Raw genomic sequence first — 17,832 nt, 5'->3', positions numbered from 1 at the left:
AAGGAGGGCTTATGGAGCCGCATATTTCATTTCAACATGCTGCATGTAAAATTAGGTGGTCGTATGGGTTAATAGAAAGCCTTAAAAAAGAAATTGGAGCTTTTTCTGATAAAAAACCATTTAATGTGTCATTGGTCAAAGCTCCTGATTTCACTGGCTATCTTCTGCATGTTGAGCTTACCGAGCCGGTTCCTGACACCATTCCCTGCATGATTGGGGACATTTGCCATAATTTGCGTTCCGTTGGAGATTTTTGTTGGATGGGACTCCGTAGGTCACAAAATATTGGAGACCAGAAAAAAACACTTCCTATTTGCGATAATGCTAAGGGTCTTGAAAAGATTGTCGACCAATCTTTTGTTGGAGACATGCGGGATAAAGCAAAGGACGTTCTTGTAAACAAAATTCGATCCCACCGTGATTTTATTTCGGGAGGAAACAAAATTTTAGCAGAACTAAATCATTTAAGTAATTGGCAGAAGCACAATATGCTTGTTCCTTCATTTGCTGTGACTGAGCTCGGTGAGAACACGGTTATAAGGTCTAACGATGGAAGTGTTATAAGGATGGGAAAGGCAAAGGTAATGGGTCCCCGCATAGCAGGTATTGGTGGAACATATGCTGAAATGACGTATGACAGTGAACCAGATATTGATATGTTGATTGGGTTGAAATACACAGAATATAGCTACAGTGTAGTTAATGTTGTTGTTGAATTCCATAACATGATGTGCGAAATTCTTAATTATTTCTGTGGAACTTGGCCATCAGAAATGAACCCTCGTTACAATCGGTAGGTTTCTCTTCCAGATGTATTTTGCACAGATGGCGGTAAGAGTGTCGATCAGAACTGGTCCGAGCATGGGAAAACCAACGGCTTCAACGCACCAGACCCAGGTTCTGATAGGCACTTTAAGTGAGCATCAGGACAGCAGGCCAAAGTCTCAGAGTTCTTCACGTTCTCCTCCTTAACAGGGTCTTCAGGGCGGTTCAACGTTTAGAGCGCCAATCAGAACCTCTCATAGCCCGAAAAAATCAATAACTTAAGCGCACGAAAGCAAGATTTTGATCCGCGTTCTTAGATGGGCATACCGATGCGGCGAGACGGGTGACCCTATCGCATCTGGAACGGAGAGTTAGTCAAACCTCAAGCCGCACGCGACTTCTCCAGCGCCTGCATCACCGCTTCCAGTTCATGCTCGATCACGGCCAGATAGGCCGTGGTCGCGGCGTCCGACTTGCGGCGGCCTTGTTCCCAGTCGCGCAGGCTGGCCGTGGGAAAGCCGAAGCGTTCGGCGAAGGCCGGCTGGGTCAACCGCAGCCGCTCCCGAATCTCCTTCACGCGCTGCCGAAGGTCGCGCGAACCAGGTCGGCGTCGGACAGGATCGGGGCGGCATCGGGTTTGCCGGCGACTTGCCGCGCGATCTCTTCGTCGGTCGTCGCGTCCACGGCCGTCCAGTCGATCTCCCGGAGCGCGTCTTCCGCCATTTCCTTGGTGACCTTTACCGTAGCCATGTCCGTTGCTCTCCCTCACCGGCTTTTTGGTGCCGAAGTTCCGCTTCACCGCTCGCTGAATTCACGCACCCGCTTCTTCAACGCCTTCCCGCGCGGCCCATACAAATCATCATGCTGGCAGATCAGCAGCGGTCGCACGACGTTGTTCTTGTCGGTGTAGATCAGCAGGATATCCGCCGCCAGATGGCATTCGCGGAAGCCGGACAGCTCGCCGGTAAGGTGATGGTCGCGCATGCTGCGCGGCAAATCGGTGGGCGGGCGTTCGATCTTGCAGCGGACGAATGTGTGAAACGCCTCGACGATCTCCGGATGGTCGTCCCTGTAGCGCCGGTATAGCCTCTGGTATTCCTCGATTGGTTCGAAGCGCGCAACGACGCTCCAGAGGGCGGCGCCATGAGGATGTCAGCCGTTTAACCAGCGGAGATAGTCTTCGCCGTTCATCGCCTCTCCAGAAGCCGGGGCTTCCGCCAGCGTCCTCACGCGCTCGACGGTCTCCGTCTTGTAGGACGGTTCGGCCTCAGGGCGTGCAGCCATCGCGAAGCGACCGGTTACGCTGTCACGGCTGACGCGGACAGTGCCGACCGTCTTCTTGTTGCGATGCTCCAACGGTCTGCGCTGGGTGCCCATGATCGACCTCCGACAAGCTGTGTCGATTCCTACAGGTGGTGTCTTTTAGCGTCAAAAGCAAAGAGCTCCGTGACCCCGTCTCTTTGCCGCACCTCGCATGTGCTTACCTTTCAGCCGCCCCCAAACACAGTGAATCCGGCCAAGCACCCCCTCCGCGTCGGCTCGGCGAGGAGCGCGAGAACGGGGGTGCTTGCCGGATCGTCATCGGCGGCGATGGCGCGAACCATGCCGCCGATGCTTACCGCATTACTTGCAGCTGCTGGCGACCTGGGCGGTCGGGGTGCAGCCCGGGTTGCCGGCGGTCAGCGCGCCGGTGACCGTGCCGTCCGGGCCGACGTTCAGGGCATAGTTGCAGCCGGTGGCACCGATGGCCTTGGCCGAGCTGACCAGGGTGCAGGTCTTGCCCGCCACCTGGACCGTCAGGTTGTCCGTGGTCGGGTTCGCCGCCCAGGTCATGCTGGACGAGGGGTTCTGCACCGGGGCGCCGATGCTGGCGTGGGAGGAGATGACCACGGTGTCGGCGTGGGCGGCGCCGGCCGCAAAAGCCGCAATGGCCAGAACGGTGCCGATCATGCCAACCTTGAAAGAAGAACGCATTTCTATGCTCCTGGTTTCTATGATTAGTGCCAATTCAACGCACACAAGACGTCGCTGCCCGGTGCAAGTGAAAGATCGTTCCATTCGGCTTTTAGATCAACGAAATGATTGTTTCAAAAAGAATCAAATATATGTGCCAAAATAAGTCATTAATATACGGTCGTATTCAAAATGTATGGAACACAATTGCATGATTTCTCGATGCAGTATTTCTTGTGTATTGCATGTGTATGACGGAAATTGGCATCGCTGATAATCTTAATCTCTCAGAATGAGCTTTTCGGCTTCCTGATTGTCGTTGATGATACTCCGTGCCCTCAGATTGCGCTTCAATCCCTTCGGTGATGGGCTCGGTCAAGTGGCGGACTCTTTGTAACGAGATGTATCAGTTAGTGTGATGCATCCATATCGGTATAACATTATGGTGTAACGCACCCTAAAAGTGCGGCTCGTTGCCTGCCGGAGCGGTGGCCGGCGATGGCGGTGACACCTGCTGCTCGCGCCCGTGCTGCCTCGGCTCGGTTGCTGGACAAGCCCATACCAGAAATTATGATTTTTATCCTACCAAATCGCCGATTTTCCCGCTGAAATAGGAGTGCACGCCCACCCAACCCAGGAGCCGTCCCATGCCCGACTGCCTGAACCCCGCCGAAGCCGCCATTTCCACTTCCCGTCCCGCCGACAATTTCCCCTGCTGGGCCGAAGAGCCGCCGGTTCCGCCCGACGGCTCCCTCGTCCCCGGTTCGCGCTTTCACGAGGAACAGTGGATCATGGCCGCCGGCATGCTGGCGCGCGGCGCTTCCTTCCAGCAGGTCGCTCGTGCCATGGGCTGCAGCCGCACCACGCTGTGGCGGGCCTATTACGGCGCGCAGCATTTCCGCCATCGGGTCTGGTGGGAAAGGCAGGCACTGAACCGGGAGGCGGAGCTTCGCCTGTCCTCGCTCCGCGCCCTGGTGACGGAGCAGATCGAACGGCTGGTGTCCATCGGCGATCCCGGCACCGTGCGCTGGCTGGCCGAGAAGCTGGGCCTGCTGAAGGATTTCGGCGCCGACCGGCCGGACGCCGCCCAGACCTCCCCCGGCAACCGCGCCGCCGTTCCCGCCGCCCCGGACGCGCCGGCCGCCGAGATGCCCGCTTCGCCCGTCTCCGATTTCGACGACGACAGCGTCCCCGGCGCGATCCGCGAGCGCCGGCGGCCCGAACCGGACGACATCGCCGCCATCCTCGCCCGGCCGGAGGCCGAGGGGCCGAAGGGCGTCTATCCCTGGACCTACAATCCCAGCGATCCGTATCCGAACCTCGGGTCGGCGCTGGAACGGCAGGGCGGGGACGGGCCCTACACCCGCCGCCGGTGAGCGGCCCCCGGTGAACGGCCCCCGATGAACGGCCCCCGGTGAACGGATGGAACGGTTGAACGCCGCCGCGAAAACGGTTCACAGCGTTTCAAACGTTCCAGCCGCCATCGCCCGGGCCGGCGTGGCCGGCAGGAGGCGGTGCGGGACCGGGGGGCGCTGATTCAACGTGTGACAATGTTACAATTAACAATTTTCAGGACGCATAATAGGCTTCATGACCGGTTCCCGATGGAGCGTTTCATGAAGAATGTATATTTAATAGGCGTGCTGCTGCCTCTGGCGCTGGGCGCGGCGCCAGCCGCCATGGCGGCAACCGCTCCTGCCAAGGGCGGTGCCGAGCCGGCCGGCGAGGCGTTCGGCAATCCGCCGCTGCTGAACAATTCGGCCTCGCCGCGCGCCGGTTCGCTTCTGCTGCGCCAGCCGCAGGCGGCCCCCCGGCCGCATGCCGGCCAGGTGCGCAACTACGACCTGTTCGTGGCCTTCACCGGCGGCTACATCCGCAACCCGGCGCAGGGGCGGCCCGACCCGGTGCGGCTGCGCAGCTACCGCGGCACCGATGTCGATCCCAACCACCCCTATGTCGCCCCCACCATCGAAGCGACGCCGGGCGACACGGTGCGCATCAAGCTGCAGAACCAGCTGCCGCCCGACCCCGACTGCAACACTCAGGCGTCGGCGGACATCAACAACCCGCACTGCTTCAACGGCACCAACCTGCACAGCCACGGCGTCTGGGTCAGCCCGACCGGCAACAGCGACAATGTGCTGGTGTCGATCAATCCCGGCGTCGCGTTCGAATATGAATACAACATCCCGGCCGATCATCCGGCGGGCACCTTCTGGTACCACCCGCACCGCCACGGCTCCACCGCTCTGCAGGTCGGCAGCGGCATGGCCGGGGCGCTGATCATCCGCGGCGACCGCCCGCCGACACGCGAGGCCAACGGCGATCTCGACACCCTGCTGAAGAGCCCCAAGGGCGTGGCGATGACCGAGCGGGTCCTGCTGTTCGAGCAGATCCCCTACGCCTGCACCAAGGACGGCAAGCTGAAGTACCTCGATCCCGATAAGAAGACCATCGACTGGAGCTGCGCGCCGGGCGAGGTGGGCGAGATCGTGTCTTATGACCAGTTCGGGCCGGGCACCTGGGAGCAGTCCGGGCGCTTCACCACCGTCAACGGCCGCGTGCGTCCGATCTTCGCCAATGCCAAGGTCGGCGAGACCGAACGCTGGCGCCTGATCCATGGCGGCGTGCGTTCCCCCATCACGGTGGAGTTCCGCAAGCTCGACGTCACCGACTTCTTCCAGCGGGAGAAGACCCTGTCGTCCGCCGAGCAGGACCGCTTCGCCAAGGAACGCTGCACCGGGCAGCCGGTCCCCTACATCCTGGCCGCCGCGGACGGCCTGACCATGACCGAGGGGCAGGTGCGCACCAGCGTGCCGATGCAGCCCGGCTATCGCGACGACCTGCTGGTCAATTTCCCCGAACCCGGCATCTACTGCGTCGTCAACAAGCCGTCGGCGGCCAACGCCAGCCCCGACCAGACCGCGACCTCAACCGGCGTGCTCGGCTTCGTCCGCGTGCGCGGCGACCGCGTGGTCAAGGACCCGGTGAAGGAGATCATCCGCCAACTGTCGGTCAACGCGACGAAATACGCGCCGGCCGTCGCCAAGGAGGTGATCGGCGACCTGAACGCCCGCTGCCCCGAGAAAGCAATGGGCGGCAAGACGATGGTCGACACCCCCTATTGCCCGCGCTTCACCCGCTTCACCGCCCATCCACCGATCACCGAGCATGAGGTGGTGCACCAGCCCAAGCAGGAACTGGTCTTCTACATCAACATCCCGCCCAAGGGTGCGACGCGGACCAACCCGCTGTTCCAGGTCTCCAACAGCTTCGAGGTGGTGCAGAACCCCGACGGCACCTATGGCCCCAAGGGCGCTTCCGCCTACCAGCCGGGCGTGGTCGACCGGCCGGTGGTGCTGGGCACGGCCCAGCAGTGGGAACTGCAGTCCTACTTCGTCAGCCACCCCTTCCACATCCACGTCAACCCGTTCCAGGTCGTGTCGATCATCGGCCCCGACGGGCGCGACGTCAGCGAAGCCGGGTCCGGCGATCCCGACTATGCCGGCATGAAGGGCGTGTGGAAGGACACCATCTGGGTGAAGAGCGACATCAGCCAGCCGCTCAGCTCCACCGAGCCGCCGAAGGGCACCTACAAGGTGACCGTCCGCACCCGCTACGAGCGCTTCATCGGCGAGTATGTCCTGCACTGCCACATCCTCGACCACGAGGACCAGGGCATGATGCAGAATGTCAGCATCGGCGTGCCGGACGGCCGCGGCGGCCTTGCCGGAGCCCATCACTGACCGGTTGCCGCCCCCTCTTCCTCGCCTCGGCGGGAAGAGGGGGTCGCACCGCCGCCGCCGGCCGGTTGCTGCGATCCGTCGCTGCCTCCAACCATTGAAAAATCCCCCGGTTTCCGTCTACGGTCGCGCGTCCCCTTGGAGTGAGTGCATGCGCGATATCACCCCCGTCACGGTCGCCCGCGGCGACGGCATCGGCCCAGAGATCACGGACGCGGTGCTCCATGTGATGACTGCCGCCGGTGCGCGGCTGAAGGTGGAAGAGGTGCCGGCGGGCGAGGCAGTCTACAAGCGCGGCCACCCCGGCGGGCTGGATGCCGCCGGCTGGGGTTCGATCCGCCGCACGCGCGTCTTTCTCAAGGGGCCGATCACCATGCCCCAGGGATACGGCAACAAGTCGCTGAACGTCGTCGCCCGCACCACGTTGGGCCTGTTCGCCAACGTCCGTCCCTGCGTGTCATACCACCCCTATGTGCGGACCCGGCACCCGCGGATGGACGTCGTCATCATCCGCGAGAACGAGGAGGACCTCTACGCCGGCATCGAGCACCGGCAGACTGACGACGTGATCCAGTCGGTGAAGCTGATCTCGCGTCCGGGGTCGGAGCGCATCGTGCGCTACGCCTTCGACTTCGCCCGCTCCAACCACCGGCAAAAGGTGACGGCCTTCGTCAAGGACAACGTCATGAAGATGACGGACGGGCTGTTCCTGAAAATCTTCTATGAGATCGCCGCCGATTATCCGGAGATCAAAGCCGACCACATGATCGTCGACATCGGCGCCGCCCGGCTTGCCGACCAGCCGGAGCGCTTCGACGTCATCGTCACCTTGAACCTGTACGGCGACATCGTGTCGGACATCGCCGCTCAGCTGACCGGCTCGGTCGGGCTGGCCGGTTCCGCCAACATCGGCGAGACCTGCGCCATGTTCGAGGCGATCCACGGTTCCGCCCCGATGATCGCGGGGCAGGGGATCGCCAACCCGTCCGGCCTGCTGATGGCCGCGGTGATGATGCTGGTCCATATCGGCCAGGGCGACATCGCCGCGCGCATCCACAATGCGTGGCTGAAGACCATTGAGGACGGCATCCATACCGCCGACATCTACGCCCGCGGTCTGGGCCGGGTGCGCGCCGGCACCAACGCCTTCGCCGAGGCGGTGGTGGAGCGGCTGGGTCAGACCCCCGTCACTATGCCGCCGGTCGGTTACTCCACCATGCGGCCCGCCTATGACGGGCTGAACCGGCTGGCGCCGCGCGTTCGCGCGCTCAAGGAACTGGTGGGGGTCGACGTCTTCCTGCAATGGTCCGGCGGCCTGCCCGACGATCTGGCGGAGCTGGTGCTGCCGCTGTCGACCGAGGCGCTGACGCTCGCCAGCATCTCCAACCGCTCGCAGCGGGTCTGGCCGGACGGCAACGCCGACGTCTTCTGCACCGATCATTGGCGCTGCCGCTTCCTGGCGCATGGCGGGCCGGTGCAGCACGGGGCCATCGTCGAGTTGCTGGGGCGGCTGGCAGAGGCCGGGATCGACTTCACCCAGACCGAGAACCTCTGCAATTTCGACGGCAAGGCCGGCTTCTCCTCGCCGGGTCAGTGATTCGATGGCGGCGGCCGGAATAAAACGGCAGGGCGGGGCGTCATGACCGGTGACGACGCCCTTCCCGGATCTTTGATGAGCCCGCCCGATATCGATGACCGCGCCATCGCCGACCATGTGCCGCGGCTTCGGCGCTATGCCACCGCCCTGGTGGGCAACCGCTCCGACGCCGACGATCTGGTACAGGACTGCGTGGAAAAGGCGCTGGCCAACCGCCATGCGCTGCGCGACCCGTCGAAGCTCGGCGGCTGGCTGATGACCATACTTCACAACCTGCACATCTCCGGCCAGCGTGGGCGGCGGCGGCGCGGGGCAGAGGTGCCGGTGGAGGATTTGGCCGACGATCTGGCACTGAGCGCACCGCCGGCCGACCGCGGGGCAGTGCGCGACTTCGCTCGTGCCTTTGCGCAGTTGAGCGACGAACACCGCACCATCCTGCTGCTGACGGGAATGGAGGGGCTGTCCTACCGCGAGGTGGCGGAGGTTCTTGAATTGCCGATCGGGACGGTGATGTCGCGGCTGGCCCGGGCGCGCGAAAAGCTGAGGGTTCTGCTGGACGGTGGAACCCAGCAGGTGGTCAGGAGGATCAAGTGATGAGCGGCACCCGCAATCCCGTGACCGAGGCCGAGCTGCACGCTTGGCTGGACGGTGAATTGCCGGAGGAGCGTCTGGCCGATGTCGAGCGCCACCTCGCCGACCATCCCGAGATCGCCCAGCGCTTCGAACGCTATCGTGCTCAGCGTGCCATGCTCGGTCAGTGCTTTGGCCCGCTGATCGATCGGCCGCTGCCCGACCGTCTGACGCCGCCCTTCACCGCGCGCGAGCATCCGGACCCCGCATTCCGACGCTGGAGTGTCGCGCAGTGGGGCAAGGGCGCGCTGTGGGGTACGGCGGTCGCCGCCTCCCTCCTGGTCTTCGTTGCCGGCGGGACCAGCGGCTGGCTTCTGCGCGGCCGGATGGCCGGGGGGGCAGAGCCCCCGACCGTCGCCTTCATCGCCGATGCCGTCGCTGCCCACCGCGTATTCTCCGTCGAGGTCCGCCATCCGGTCGAGATCGGCGTGGAGGATGAGGCGCATCTGGTGAACTGGCTGTCCAAGCGGCTGGGCAAAAACATGCGTTGCCCAAAAGTCACACGAGGAGGTTACCAGCTGATCGGTGGGCGTCTTCTGGCCGATTCCGTTGGACCTGTGGCCTTGTACATGTACGAGGATGCGGCCGGGCGTCGCATCACGTTGTATATCCGCCCTTCTCATAACACCTCCGGTTCAGCGTTCCGTTTCGCCGAGGATGGCGGGGTGCGCGCTTTGTATTGGCAAGACAATGGCTTGGCGCTGGCCGTCACCGGGGAGCTCGATCGGGACACTCTGTCCGGCGTCGCCGAGGAGGTGTATGGCGCTCTGAATTCATGAGTCTACCCACCGACTTATCAACAGGAATGTTGCCGCGCCCCCTATCGTCAGCGGCCGTCATCTGGTAGCTTCCTCAACGGCTGGCACAAAATGTTGCGGCTTATGGAAAACGGCACTAGACCGTGACCTGTTTGCCACAACATAACCGGACACCGGATCGGGAGTACTCGGGGATGAGTTGGACGGACGAGCGGATTCAACAGCTCAAGGATCTCTGGTCCCAGGGGTTGAGCGCGAGCGAGATCGCCGACATTCTGGGAGACATCACCCGCAACGCGGTCATCGGCAAGGCCCACCGTCTGGGCTTGTCAGGCCGGCCGTCGCCTATCAAGAAGAAGCCGACGCGTGGCGCCACCATCCTTGCTCTGACGGAGCGGATGTGCAAATGGCCGGTCGGCGATCCCAAGCATCAGGACTTCCATTTCTGCGGCAAGACCGCCTTGCCCGGCATGCCCTATTGCGCCGAACATGCCGCCTTGGCCTATCAGCCGGCATCGGGCAGCAAGAAGCGTGACGAAGACCGCAACGTCGGCGCTGCCTGATCCGCCGAACGGTTGTTCAAAAGCCCGCTCTCGGGGGAGAGACGGGCTTTTTTGTTGGCTGCCGCTATCGCGCATTCTGCTGCAGTTCAACCGCATCGCGCAGTACGAGCACCATTCCGCGGTGGCCGGCGACCACCATGGCGGCTCCCGCCGGCCGGTCAGGCCCCTCGACCGCCCATAGCGTGTCGCCGACGAACACGCGTCCGTGACCGTTGGCAATCGGTTCCGTCAGCGTCACTGCCCGCCCGACCAATTGGCCTGCGCGGTCATTGATCCGGGCCGCGTTGCCGTCCGCCGATGCATTGCGCCGCCGCGCATGGGCAATGGCGAGGCCCACCGCAGCGCCGGCAGCGATGGTGAAGAAGCCGGCTTCGTTGACCAGCCCCCAATCGTGCCAGAGCGCGGTGACGAGGCCGGTCAACAAGGCCGCGCCGCCGAACCAGATCAGGAAGATCCCTGGCAGCACCAACTCCGCCGCGATCAGCAGGGCACCCAGTGCTCCCCACAGCAGTGGCGACATGCGGCTACTCCCCGTCCGTCGAGGAGGTCGGTGGTACGGACCATGGATTGCGCGGAGTGGACGGCGGTGCGGCAGGCGGACGGGGCGGGGTGGCATCGCGCACCAACTCGCCCAAGCCGGCCAGGGCACCGGCGACGCCGGCCAATTCCACCGGCAGGATCATTGTCTTCTGGTTGGGGGAGGCGGCGAAGGCCTTCAACGCCTCCATATATTTTTGACCAAGGAAATAGCCCAGCGCCTGGTTCGATCCCTGCGCCACCGCCTCCGAGACCAGACGGGTCGCCTTGGCCTCCGCCTCGGCCAGCCGCTCCCGCGCTTCGGCCTCCAGCTTGGCGGCCTCCAGCTTGCCCTGAGCGATGCGGATCTGACTCTCCTTCTCGGCGTCGGCCTCCAGAATCTGGGCACGGCGGAGGCGCTCCGCCTTCAACTGGCGGCCCATCGCCTGCACGATATCCTCGGGCGGGGTGATGTCGCGCAACTCGATGCGGGTCACCCGCACACCCCAGGAGGCAGTCGCCTCGTCCACCGCGCGGAGCAGGCTGGCGTTTATCGCTTCGCGCTGGCTCAGCAACTCGTCCAGGTCCATGGAACCCATCACCGTGCGGGTGGTGGTCATCGCCAGAGTCTGGATCGCCCGCTGCAGGTCGTTGACCTCGTAGGTCGCCTTCATCGGATCGAGCACCTGGAAATACAGCACGCCATCGGCGGTCACCGCGGCGTTGTCCTTGGTGATGACGCTCTGCGACGGCACGTCCACCACGGTCTCGCGCATGTCGACCTTGGCGCGGACGGAGCTGATGACCGGAAAGATGACGTTGAAGCCCGGCAGCAGCGTTTCCTGATAGCGGCCCAGCCGCTCGACGATGAAGTTGAACCCCTGGGGGACGATGCGGACGCTGGTGATCGCCAAGATGACGACCAGAACGAACGCCGCAATGACCAGAATGCCGAGTTCCATCAATGGCCGCTCCTGACATGGGCTCCTGACATGGGCGGGCGCCGCAGTGGTCACCCTCCGCCCATCATGAGGCAATTCGCGGAGCCTGCAAATGCCGCCGCCTCAATAGTCCTGCGTGTCGTGCTTCAAGCGCACCAATTCGCCATTCAGCAGCGACAGCATCAATTGCACGACCATCTCGTGGACGATCACCGTGTGATGGTTGCCGGTCTCCTGCATCGCCTTGCGCAGGGATTCGCGGACCGCCGGCACGCCGGTGACGTCGATCAGCACGTCCAGTTGCTCGCCCAGACGAGCCAATTCCTGGAAGTCGGTGGTGGTCTTGACACCGCGGTGGCTGGCGAGGCGCATGCCCGGCGCCTCTGCATCAAGGTCGGCTACGCCCAGAAGTTCGACGAACGGGGCGGCCAGCAACTTGCGCAGCAGGGGCGTTCCGGTCTCGCCGGCGCCGACGACGGCGACGCGGAACAGATCGTTGGGCATCGGGTGGGGTCCTTTCCTGAACTGGACAAGAAAAAGGCGGGGAGCCGAAACTCCCCGCCGGAACCCTAGCCGAGCCGCGGTCCGGTTTGACCCGGACGCGGCGTCGCACCCTGTGAAATGCAGCGCCGGCCTTACGACCAGGCGGCCATCTTCTTTTCCAGATTGTCCGACAGCTTGTCCAGGAACTGCTTGGTGGTCATCCACGGCTGCTGCGGGCCGATCAGGATGGCGAGATCCTTGGTCATGTAGCCGGATTCGACGGTCTCGACGCAGACACGCTCCAGCGTCTGGGCGAACTTGACGACGTCCGGGGTGTTGTCGAACTTGCCGCGATAGGCCAGGCCCTGGGTCCAGGCATAGATCGAGGCGATCGGGTTGGTCGAGGTTTCCTTGCCCTTCTGGTGCTCGCGGTAGTGGCGGGTCACCGTGCCGTGGGCGGCCTCGGCCTCCACGGTCTTGCCGTCCGGCGTCACCAGCACCGAGGTCATCAGGCCCAGCGAACCGAAGCCCTGCGCCACGACGTCCGATTCCACGTCGCCGTCGTAGTTCTTACAGGCCCAGACGAAACCGCCCTCCCACTTCAGGGCGGAAGCGACCATATCGTCGATCAGGCGATGTTCATAGACCAGACCCTTGGCCTTGAACTGCTCGGCGTAGCTTTCGTCGAAGATCTTCTGGAAGATGTCCTTGAAGCGGCCGTCGTAGGCCTTCAGGATCGTGTTCTTCGTCGACAGATAGACCGAGTAGCCGCGCTCCAGGCCGTACATGAGGCTGGAATGGGCGAAGCCTTCGATCGACTCGTCGAGGTTGTACATGCCCATCGCCACGCCGGCGCCGGGGAAGTCGTAGACTTCATGCTCGATCTTCTCGCCGCCCTCGGCCGCTTCCCACTTGATGGTCAGCTTGCCCGGGCCGGGAACGACGAAGTCCGTGGCCTTGTACTGGTCGCCGAAGGCGTGGCGGCCGATGATGATCGGCTTGGTCCAGCCCGGGACGTAGCGCGGAACGTTCGAGCAGACGATCGGCTCGCGGAAGACGGTGCCGCCCAGGATGTTGCGGATCGTGCCGTTCGGCGACTTCCACATCTTCTTGAGGTTGAACTCCTTCACCCGCGCCTCATCCGGGGTGATGGTCGCGCACTTCACGCCGACGCCATACTGCTTGATGGCGTTCGCCGACTCGACGGTGACCTTGTCGTCGGTCTTGTCGCGGTTCTCGATGCCGAGGTCGTAGTACTTCAGGTCGATGTCGAGGTAGGGCAGGATCAGCTTGTCTTTGATGAACTGCCAGATGATGCGCGTCATCTCGTCGCCGTCGAGTTCGACGACCGGATTGGCTACCTTGATCTTGGTCATGGGTGCGAGATCTCCCCGAACGGGTAAGGGCGTTGTCATTCCTTGGGAGCCGGGCGCGTCGTCCAGCGGGCGCTTGTTGCCGGGGAGCATGCCGCATGGGTGGCTCCCCGGTACCCCGGGCGGAAATCAATCGCGGTTATATAGCATCGCCCCGTGACGGAAAGGAAGGTACGGCGGCGGCTTAGGCGTCGATGTCGCACGATTCCGCTTGCAACGCGGCACTGCAGCCGGCCATGATGGTCAATTGGTATTACCGGTTGGCCAGATTGCGGCTTTCCAGAGGCCGGGAGCCGATCAAAAGGCGCGGATCAGCTTCCTCCACCGTTCAGGTCGCCGACTCCGGGGTGTGTGCAGGCCGGAGCTTAGGCTCGTTGCCGACGGTTGCGTCGATGCCTGCCGACGCGTTTGCAAGATGGCGTTCCGCATTCACCATGTAGTCGCGGGTCAGCGGCACCGCACCCAGGGAGCGTGCGACCTGCACTTGGAACACCATGTGTCCTTGCAGCCGGAACGCCAGCTCCGCACCCGCCAGGTAAAACTCCCACATCCTGCAGAAGCGTTCGTCATACAGCGCCTTTGCTTCGTCCCGCCGCGCGTCGAACCGGCTGCGCCAATGGCGCAGGGTCTCCGCGTAATGCATGCGCAGCACCTCCAGGTCGGTCGTGAACAGCCCGGATCGCTCGATGACCGGCAGCACCTCCGACAGGGCGGGGGAGTAGCCGCCGGGGAAGATGTATTTTCGGATCCACGGATTGGTGGCTCCTGGTCCCTCCAGCCGGCCGATGGCGTGGACCAACGCCACGCCGTCATCGTTCAGCATGTCGCGAACGGCGTCGAAATAGTCACGGTACTGCGGCACGCCGACATGCTCGAACATGCCGACCGAGACGATGCGGTCGAAGGCGGCCGGGTGGGCGGTGGCGAATTCGCGATAATCGCGCAGTTCGAAGCTGACGCGGTCGGCCAGTCCCGCCTCCTCGGCCCGCCGCTTCGCCACCTCCAACTGCTCGGAGGACAGCGTGATGCCGGTCACCCGCGCGCCTGAATGCCGGGCGAGATAAAGCGCCATGCCACCCCAGCCGCAGCCGATGTCGAGCACGCGCATTCCCGGCACCAGCAGCAGCTTCGCCGCGATGTGGCGCTTCTTGGCTTCCTGCGCATCGTCCAGCGACATGCCCGGCTCTGGAAAATAGGCACAGGAATACTGCATGTCGCGATCCAGGAAGAGTTCATAGAACTGGCGCGACAGGTTGTAATGATGCTCGACGTTCTGTCGCGAGCGCAGCGTCGGATTGTATTGCTGCGCACGGCGCAGAAGCGGCGACAGCATCTCTACCGCGCGGCCGAGCGCCCCCTGCACCTCGCTGCCGCTCATCAGCATCGACAGCAGGTCGTAGATGCCCCCGCCCTCGACCGACAGGCGGCCGTCCATATAGGCTTCGCCGAAACGCAGGCGCGGGTTGATCAGCAGGTCCCGCTCCACAGCGCGGTCGTGGAGCCGCAACGTCAGTTTCGGTGGGCCGGAGCCGATCTGATGGCGCTTTCCATCGGCGGTGACGAGATCCAGGGTTCCGTCGCCCATGGCGGCGGCAAGCAGACGAACCAGCAGCATGCCGAACTCCTTCCGCGGTGCCGAATTCAGCATGGCGCCGGGGGAGGGGTGCGGCAATCCGTCAATCGGTCAGGACTGCTACCCAAAACGGGCATTGCGGATGAATGCGTGCCGGCCGGAATATCGCTTCAGTGGAGAGGCTGCTCCGGAATGCGGAAAGCCGCCCGGCCCCTGTTGGGGCGGGCGGCTTCCGGACGAGCGATTCGACGGTGCCGCAGCGGCTCCAGACCTTGATCCGGTCCGCCGACGGCAGAAGGGCTATCAGCCCTCCTCTTCCTCGGTCGCGGCCTCTTCGACGAAGGTCTCTTCTTCGTCCTCGTCGTCGCGCAGGTCGGCGGCGGTGATCATGCCGCCGCGCTGGGCCTGCAACTCGGCCTCTTCGGCCGAACGGGCGACGTTGACCGTGACCGTGATCGACACTTCCGGATGCAGGACGACGCGCAGCTTGAACAGACCCAGGGTCTTGATCGGGGTATCGATCTGGACCTGCTTGCGGTCGGTCTTGTAGCCGGCGGCGGTCAGCGCGTCGGAGACGTCACGGGTGGTCACGGAGCCATACAGGACGCCGGTTTCGGCAGCCTGACGGATCACGACGACCGTCACGTTGTCCATCTTGGTCGCGACATGCTCGGCGTCCTTGCGGCGCTCGAGGTTCACGGCCTCAAGGTGGGCCTTCTGCTTCTCGAAGACGGCCAGGTTCGCCTTAGTGGCGCGCATGGCCTTCCGCTGCGGCAGCAGATAGTTGCGGGCGAAGCCGGGACGCACATTGACGACCTGGCCCATCTGGCCGAGCTTCTCGACCCGCTCCAGCAGAATAACTTCCATCACTCGTCCTCCTGACCGGGGGCCGCGGGGGAAAACCGGCGGCGCAGCCCGATCCATTGCTCGATCATGCCCAGGCCGACCAAAAGCAGGATCGGCCACCCGAAGAGAAACAGCATCATGTAGAAGCCAACCAGGATCAGCGTGCGTGCCGATCGGCTGCTGGCGAATACATGAACCACCGAAAGCCCGGCGAAGGCGAAAGGAACCGCCAGGATCAGCGCCAGATTGACCGCCAGGAACCCAATGGTTCCCGGCACGACCGAAGCTGCCGCGACCGACACCGCGAACAGCGGCGCCAGCCAGTTGGGCAACTCCAACTCGGCCAGACGCATGGCAGGGCGCCGGTTGCGGCCGAACCGCATCAGCGCCCCCTGCGCCAGCACCGCGTTGACGATCGTCATGACAAGCCATGACACCGCCACCAGTCCCGGCAGGACGGCCGCTACCCAGAATGCCTCGGGATCCGGAGCCTGCTGGCCCTGCATGCGAAACGCCGGCTCCACGACTCGAGCCAGTGTCTGCCGCATCAGCCCCTCCAGCCCACCGGGCTGTCCGAGCGTCAGGATCACCGCGGCGAGCAGCGCCGCCACGCCCATCCCGGTCAGGCCCATCAGGACCCGCCCGGGCGGATACCATTCCAGAGTTCCGTCCTCTCGGGAGCGCGCCAGAAGCGACTGCCTCACCACCAGGATCGCCGGGGCGGCCCCGGTCACCAAGTAAGACAGCGCCACCAGCATGCTGCCGGAGGTGCCCAGCATCACCGCGGCGGCGCCGGCCAGGCCGGCCACCGTCACCGCGGGCACCCCCAGCCACAGTCCCGTGAGGAACAGGGGCAGGGGGGCCAGATAGCCCAGGATCAGCGCTCCCATCCCGCCGAACATTACGGACAGGTAGAAGAACGCGCTTATCAGACCGCCGCCGACGGCGACCACCAGCGGACCGGCCGGACCCAAGGCCATGGAAACCCCTTGACTGCCTTCACCGAAACCTATCGGCCCTTTTCCGGGCTTACTTCACCACGTAGGGGAGAAGGGCCAGGAAACGGGCGCGCTTGATGGCGCGGGCCAGTTCGCGCTGCTTCTTCGTCGAGACCGCGGTGATGCGGCTCGGGACGATCTTCCCGCGCTCGGAGATGAAGCGGGACAGCAGCTTGACGTCCTTGTAGTCGATCGCCGGAGCGTTCGCACCCGAGAACGGGCAGGTCTTGCGGCGGCGGAAGAACGGGCGGCGGGCGCCGCCGGTGCGGGCGGGAGCGCCCGTGGTCTGCTTGTCGGACATTTACGCGGTCTCCCCTTCGACGGCGGCAACGTTTTCCTGGCGGCGCGGCGGACGCGGGCCACGGTCGTCGAAGCGACGCGGGCCACGGTCGCCACGGTCGCCGCGCTCACCACGCTCGTTGCGGCTCTGCATCATCGCCGACGGGTTGGCATCGAGGGCGTCGACACGCACGGTCATGAAGCGCAGCACGTCTTCGCTGATGCTCATGTTCCGCTCCATCTCGGCGACGGCGGCGGCCGGCGCGTCGATGTTGAAGAGGGTGTAGTGACCCTTGCGGTTCTTCTTGATCTTGTAGGTGAGGGTCTTCAGACCCCAGTATTCGCTCTTGGCGATCGTGCCGCCGTTGTCGCGGACGATCTGGGCGAACTGCTCAGAGAGCTGCTCGGCCTGGGCGGCCGAAATGTCTTGGCGCGCGATCAGCACGCACTCGTAAAGTGCCATTGCACTCCCCATGGCTGTTCATGGTCCGGCGCTGCGCCCCATCCCTCATGGATCGGATCAGCCGCCCGGGCCTAGCCGACGGCGGACCGCCGGCAAGGAGTTATGAAGCGGCGCAGTATGCACAGGCCGGCGGTGGTAGCAAGAGAAAATCCGGCCGCTCGCGCTCCTACCTTCGGAAAATCCATCGCCTTGGTAGGGAACCGGCCGGATGAGCCCGGGCGCGTCGCTCCGGCCGTGCGCTAGGTAGGCCCGGTGCAACAGTGGATATCGCGCGGGATATCTTCAGCGCATTTGACCGAAGTGCAATCGACCTGCGCAGGCGCCATGTTCCGCAGGTCGCTCAAGGCGGAG

General features: G+C 63.8%; 21 protein-coding genes. 7 read left to right on the top strand and 14 right to left on the bottom strand.

The window, feature by feature from the left end:
* Positions 1-11 precede the first annotated feature (11 nt).
* Positions 12-797 carry a hypothetical protein gene (locus FZ983_RS01565; protein ID WP_149221875.1) on the top strand — a complete coding sequence of 262 codons (786 nt, stop codon included), beginning with the start codon at positions 12-14 and terminating at the stop codon, positions 795-797.
* Positions 798-1,147: 350 nt separating this feature from the next.
* Here FZ983_RS01565 and FZ983_RS33940 read toward each other — a convergent pair whose 3' ends face one another.
* From FZ983_RS33940 to FZ983_RS01545, 5 genes are all read right to left on the bottom strand, one after another.
* Entirely contained in the window at positions 1,148-1,315 is a 168-nt protein-coding gene (locus FZ983_RS33940) for a hypothetical protein (protein WP_188092223.1), read from the bottom strand.
* 23 nt (positions 1,316-1,338) lie between these two features.
* Positions 1,339-1,515, bottom strand: coding sequence for a hypothetical protein (locus tag FZ983_RS33935; RefSeq protein ID WP_188092222.1), 177 nt, complete (start codon positions 1,513-1,515; stop codon positions 1,339-1,341).
* Between the two features lie 45 nt (positions 1,516-1,560).
* Positions 1,561-1,869 carry a type II toxin-antitoxin system mRNA interferase toxin, RelE/StbE family gene (locus FZ983_RS01555; RefSeq protein ID WP_149221874.1) on the bottom strand — a complete coding sequence of 103 codons (309 nt, stop codon included), beginning with the start codon at positions 1,867-1,869 and terminating at the stop codon, positions 1,561-1,563.
* Positions 1,870-1,917: 48 nt separating this feature from the next.
* Complete coding sequence (locus FZ983_RS01550; RefSeq protein WP_149221873.1) at positions 1,918-2,142, bottom strand: hypothetical protein; 225 nt, start codon at positions 2,140-2,142, stop codon at positions 1,918-1,920.
* Positions 2,143-2,388: 246 nt separating this feature from the next.
* The gene (locus tag FZ983_RS01545; RefSeq protein ID WP_149221872.1) at positions 2,389-2,739 is read right to left on the bottom strand and encodes a hypothetical protein; all 351 of its coding nucleotides are present in this window, start codon (positions 2,737-2,739) and stop codon (positions 2,389-2,391) included.
* Between the two features lie 626 nt (positions 2,740-3,365).
* Between FZ983_RS01545 and FZ983_RS01540 the strand changes: the two genes are divergently transcribed.
* The 6 genes from FZ983_RS01540 (at position 3,366) to FZ983_RS01515 (ending at position 10,009) form a co-directional block, all read left to right on the top strand.
* Positions 3,366-4,094: a hypothetical protein gene (locus FZ983_RS01540; RefSeq protein WP_149221871.1), complete on the top strand. Its 729-nt coding sequence runs from the start codon at positions 3,366-3,368 to the stop codon at positions 4,092-4,094.
* A gap of 240 nt (positions 4,095-4,334) precedes the next feature.
* Positions 4,335-6,464 carry a multicopper oxidase family protein gene (locus FZ983_RS01535; protein ID WP_149221870.1) on the top strand — a complete coding sequence of 710 codons (2,130 nt, stop codon included), beginning with the start codon at positions 4,335-4,337 and terminating at the stop codon, positions 6,462-6,464.
* Positions 6,465-6,612: 148 nt separating this feature from the next.
* Entirely contained in the window at positions 6,613-8,058 is a 1,446-nt protein-coding gene (locus tag FZ983_RS01530; protein WP_149221869.1) for an NADP-dependent isocitrate dehydrogenase, read from the top strand.
* A 75-nt stretch (positions 8,059-8,133) separates the two neighbouring features.
* Positions 8,134-8,652: an RNA polymerase sigma factor gene (locus FZ983_RS01525; protein WP_247883526.1), complete on the top strand. Its 519-nt coding sequence runs from the start codon at positions 8,134-8,136 to the stop codon at positions 8,650-8,652.
* Positions 8,652-9,467, top strand: a complete 816-nt coding sequence (locus FZ983_RS01520; RefSeq protein WP_149221867.1) for an anti-sigma factor — start codon at positions 8,652-8,654, stop codon at positions 9,465-9,467. Before FZ983_RS01525 ends, FZ983_RS01520 begins: the two co-directional genes overlap by 1 nt.
* 173 nt (positions 9,468-9,640) lie before the next feature.
* Positions 9,641-10,009 carry a GcrA family cell cycle regulator gene (locus FZ983_RS01515; RefSeq protein ID WP_014247983.1) on the top strand — a complete coding sequence of 123 codons (369 nt, stop codon included), beginning with the start codon at positions 9,641-9,643 and terminating at the stop codon, positions 10,007-10,009.
* A 64-nt stretch (positions 10,010-10,073) separates the two neighbouring features.
* Here FZ983_RS01515 and FZ983_RS01510 read toward each other — a convergent pair whose 3' ends face one another.
* The 9 genes from FZ983_RS01510 to rpsF form a co-directional block, all read right to left on the bottom strand.
* Positions 10,074-10,529: an NfeD family protein gene (locus tag FZ983_RS01510; RefSeq protein ID WP_247883525.1), complete on the bottom strand. Its 456-nt coding sequence runs from the start codon at positions 10,527-10,529 to the stop codon at positions 10,074-10,076.
* A gap of 4 nt (positions 10,530-10,533) precedes the next feature.
* Entirely contained in the window at positions 10,534-11,487 is a 954-nt protein-coding gene (locus FZ983_RS01505; RefSeq protein ID WP_149221865.1) for an SPFH domain-containing protein, read from the bottom strand.
* A gap of 102 nt (positions 11,488-11,589) precedes the next feature.
* A complete protein-coding gene (locus FZ983_RS01500; RefSeq protein WP_014247979.1) occupies positions 11,590-11,970 on the bottom strand; it encodes an oxidoreductase in 381 nt (126 codons plus the stop codon).
* 131 nt (positions 11,971-12,101) lie between these two features.
* Complete coding sequence (locus FZ983_RS01495; RefSeq protein WP_149221864.1) at positions 12,102-13,325, bottom strand: NADP-dependent isocitrate dehydrogenase; 1,224 nt, start codon at positions 13,323-13,325, stop codon at positions 12,102-12,104.
* Between the two features lie 325 nt (positions 13,326-13,650).
* Positions 13,651-14,937, bottom strand: coding sequence for a cyclopropane-fatty-acyl-phospholipid synthase family protein (locus tag FZ983_RS01490; RefSeq protein WP_247883524.1), 1,287 nt, complete (start codon positions 14,935-14,937; stop codon positions 13,651-13,653).
* A gap of 261 nt (positions 14,938-15,198) precedes the next feature.
* Positions 15,199-15,762, bottom strand: coding sequence for a 50S ribosomal protein L9 (gene rplI, locus FZ983_RS01485; protein ID WP_149221863.1), 564 nt, complete (start codon positions 15,760-15,762; stop codon positions 15,199-15,201).
* Positions 15,762-16,721, bottom strand: coding sequence for a DUF2232 domain-containing protein (locus tag FZ983_RS01480; protein ID WP_149221862.1), 960 nt, complete (start codon positions 16,719-16,721; stop codon positions 15,762-15,764). Before FZ983_RS01480 ends, rplI begins: the two co-directional genes overlap by 1 nt.
* Before the next feature lie 49 nt (positions 16,722-16,770).
* Entirely contained in the window at positions 16,771-17,040 is a 270-nt protein-coding gene (gene rpsR, locus FZ983_RS01475) for a 30S ribosomal protein S18 (protein WP_012974291.1), read from the bottom strand.
* The gene (gene rpsF, locus FZ983_RS01470; RefSeq protein WP_149221861.1) at positions 17,041-17,481 is read right to left on the bottom strand and encodes a 30S ribosomal protein S6; all 441 of its coding nucleotides are present in this window, start codon (positions 17,479-17,481) and stop codon (positions 17,041-17,043) included.
* Between the last annotated feature and the right edge of the window lie 351 nt (positions 17,482-17,832).

This window comes from Azospirillum sp. B21, from assembly GCF_008364825.1.
GTDB lineage: Bacteria > Pseudomonadota > Alphaproteobacteria > Azospirillales > Azospirillaceae > Azospirillum.
Note: the sequence above shows the minus strand (reverse complement) of the source record. Positions and strands in the feature narration are given on the sequence as shown.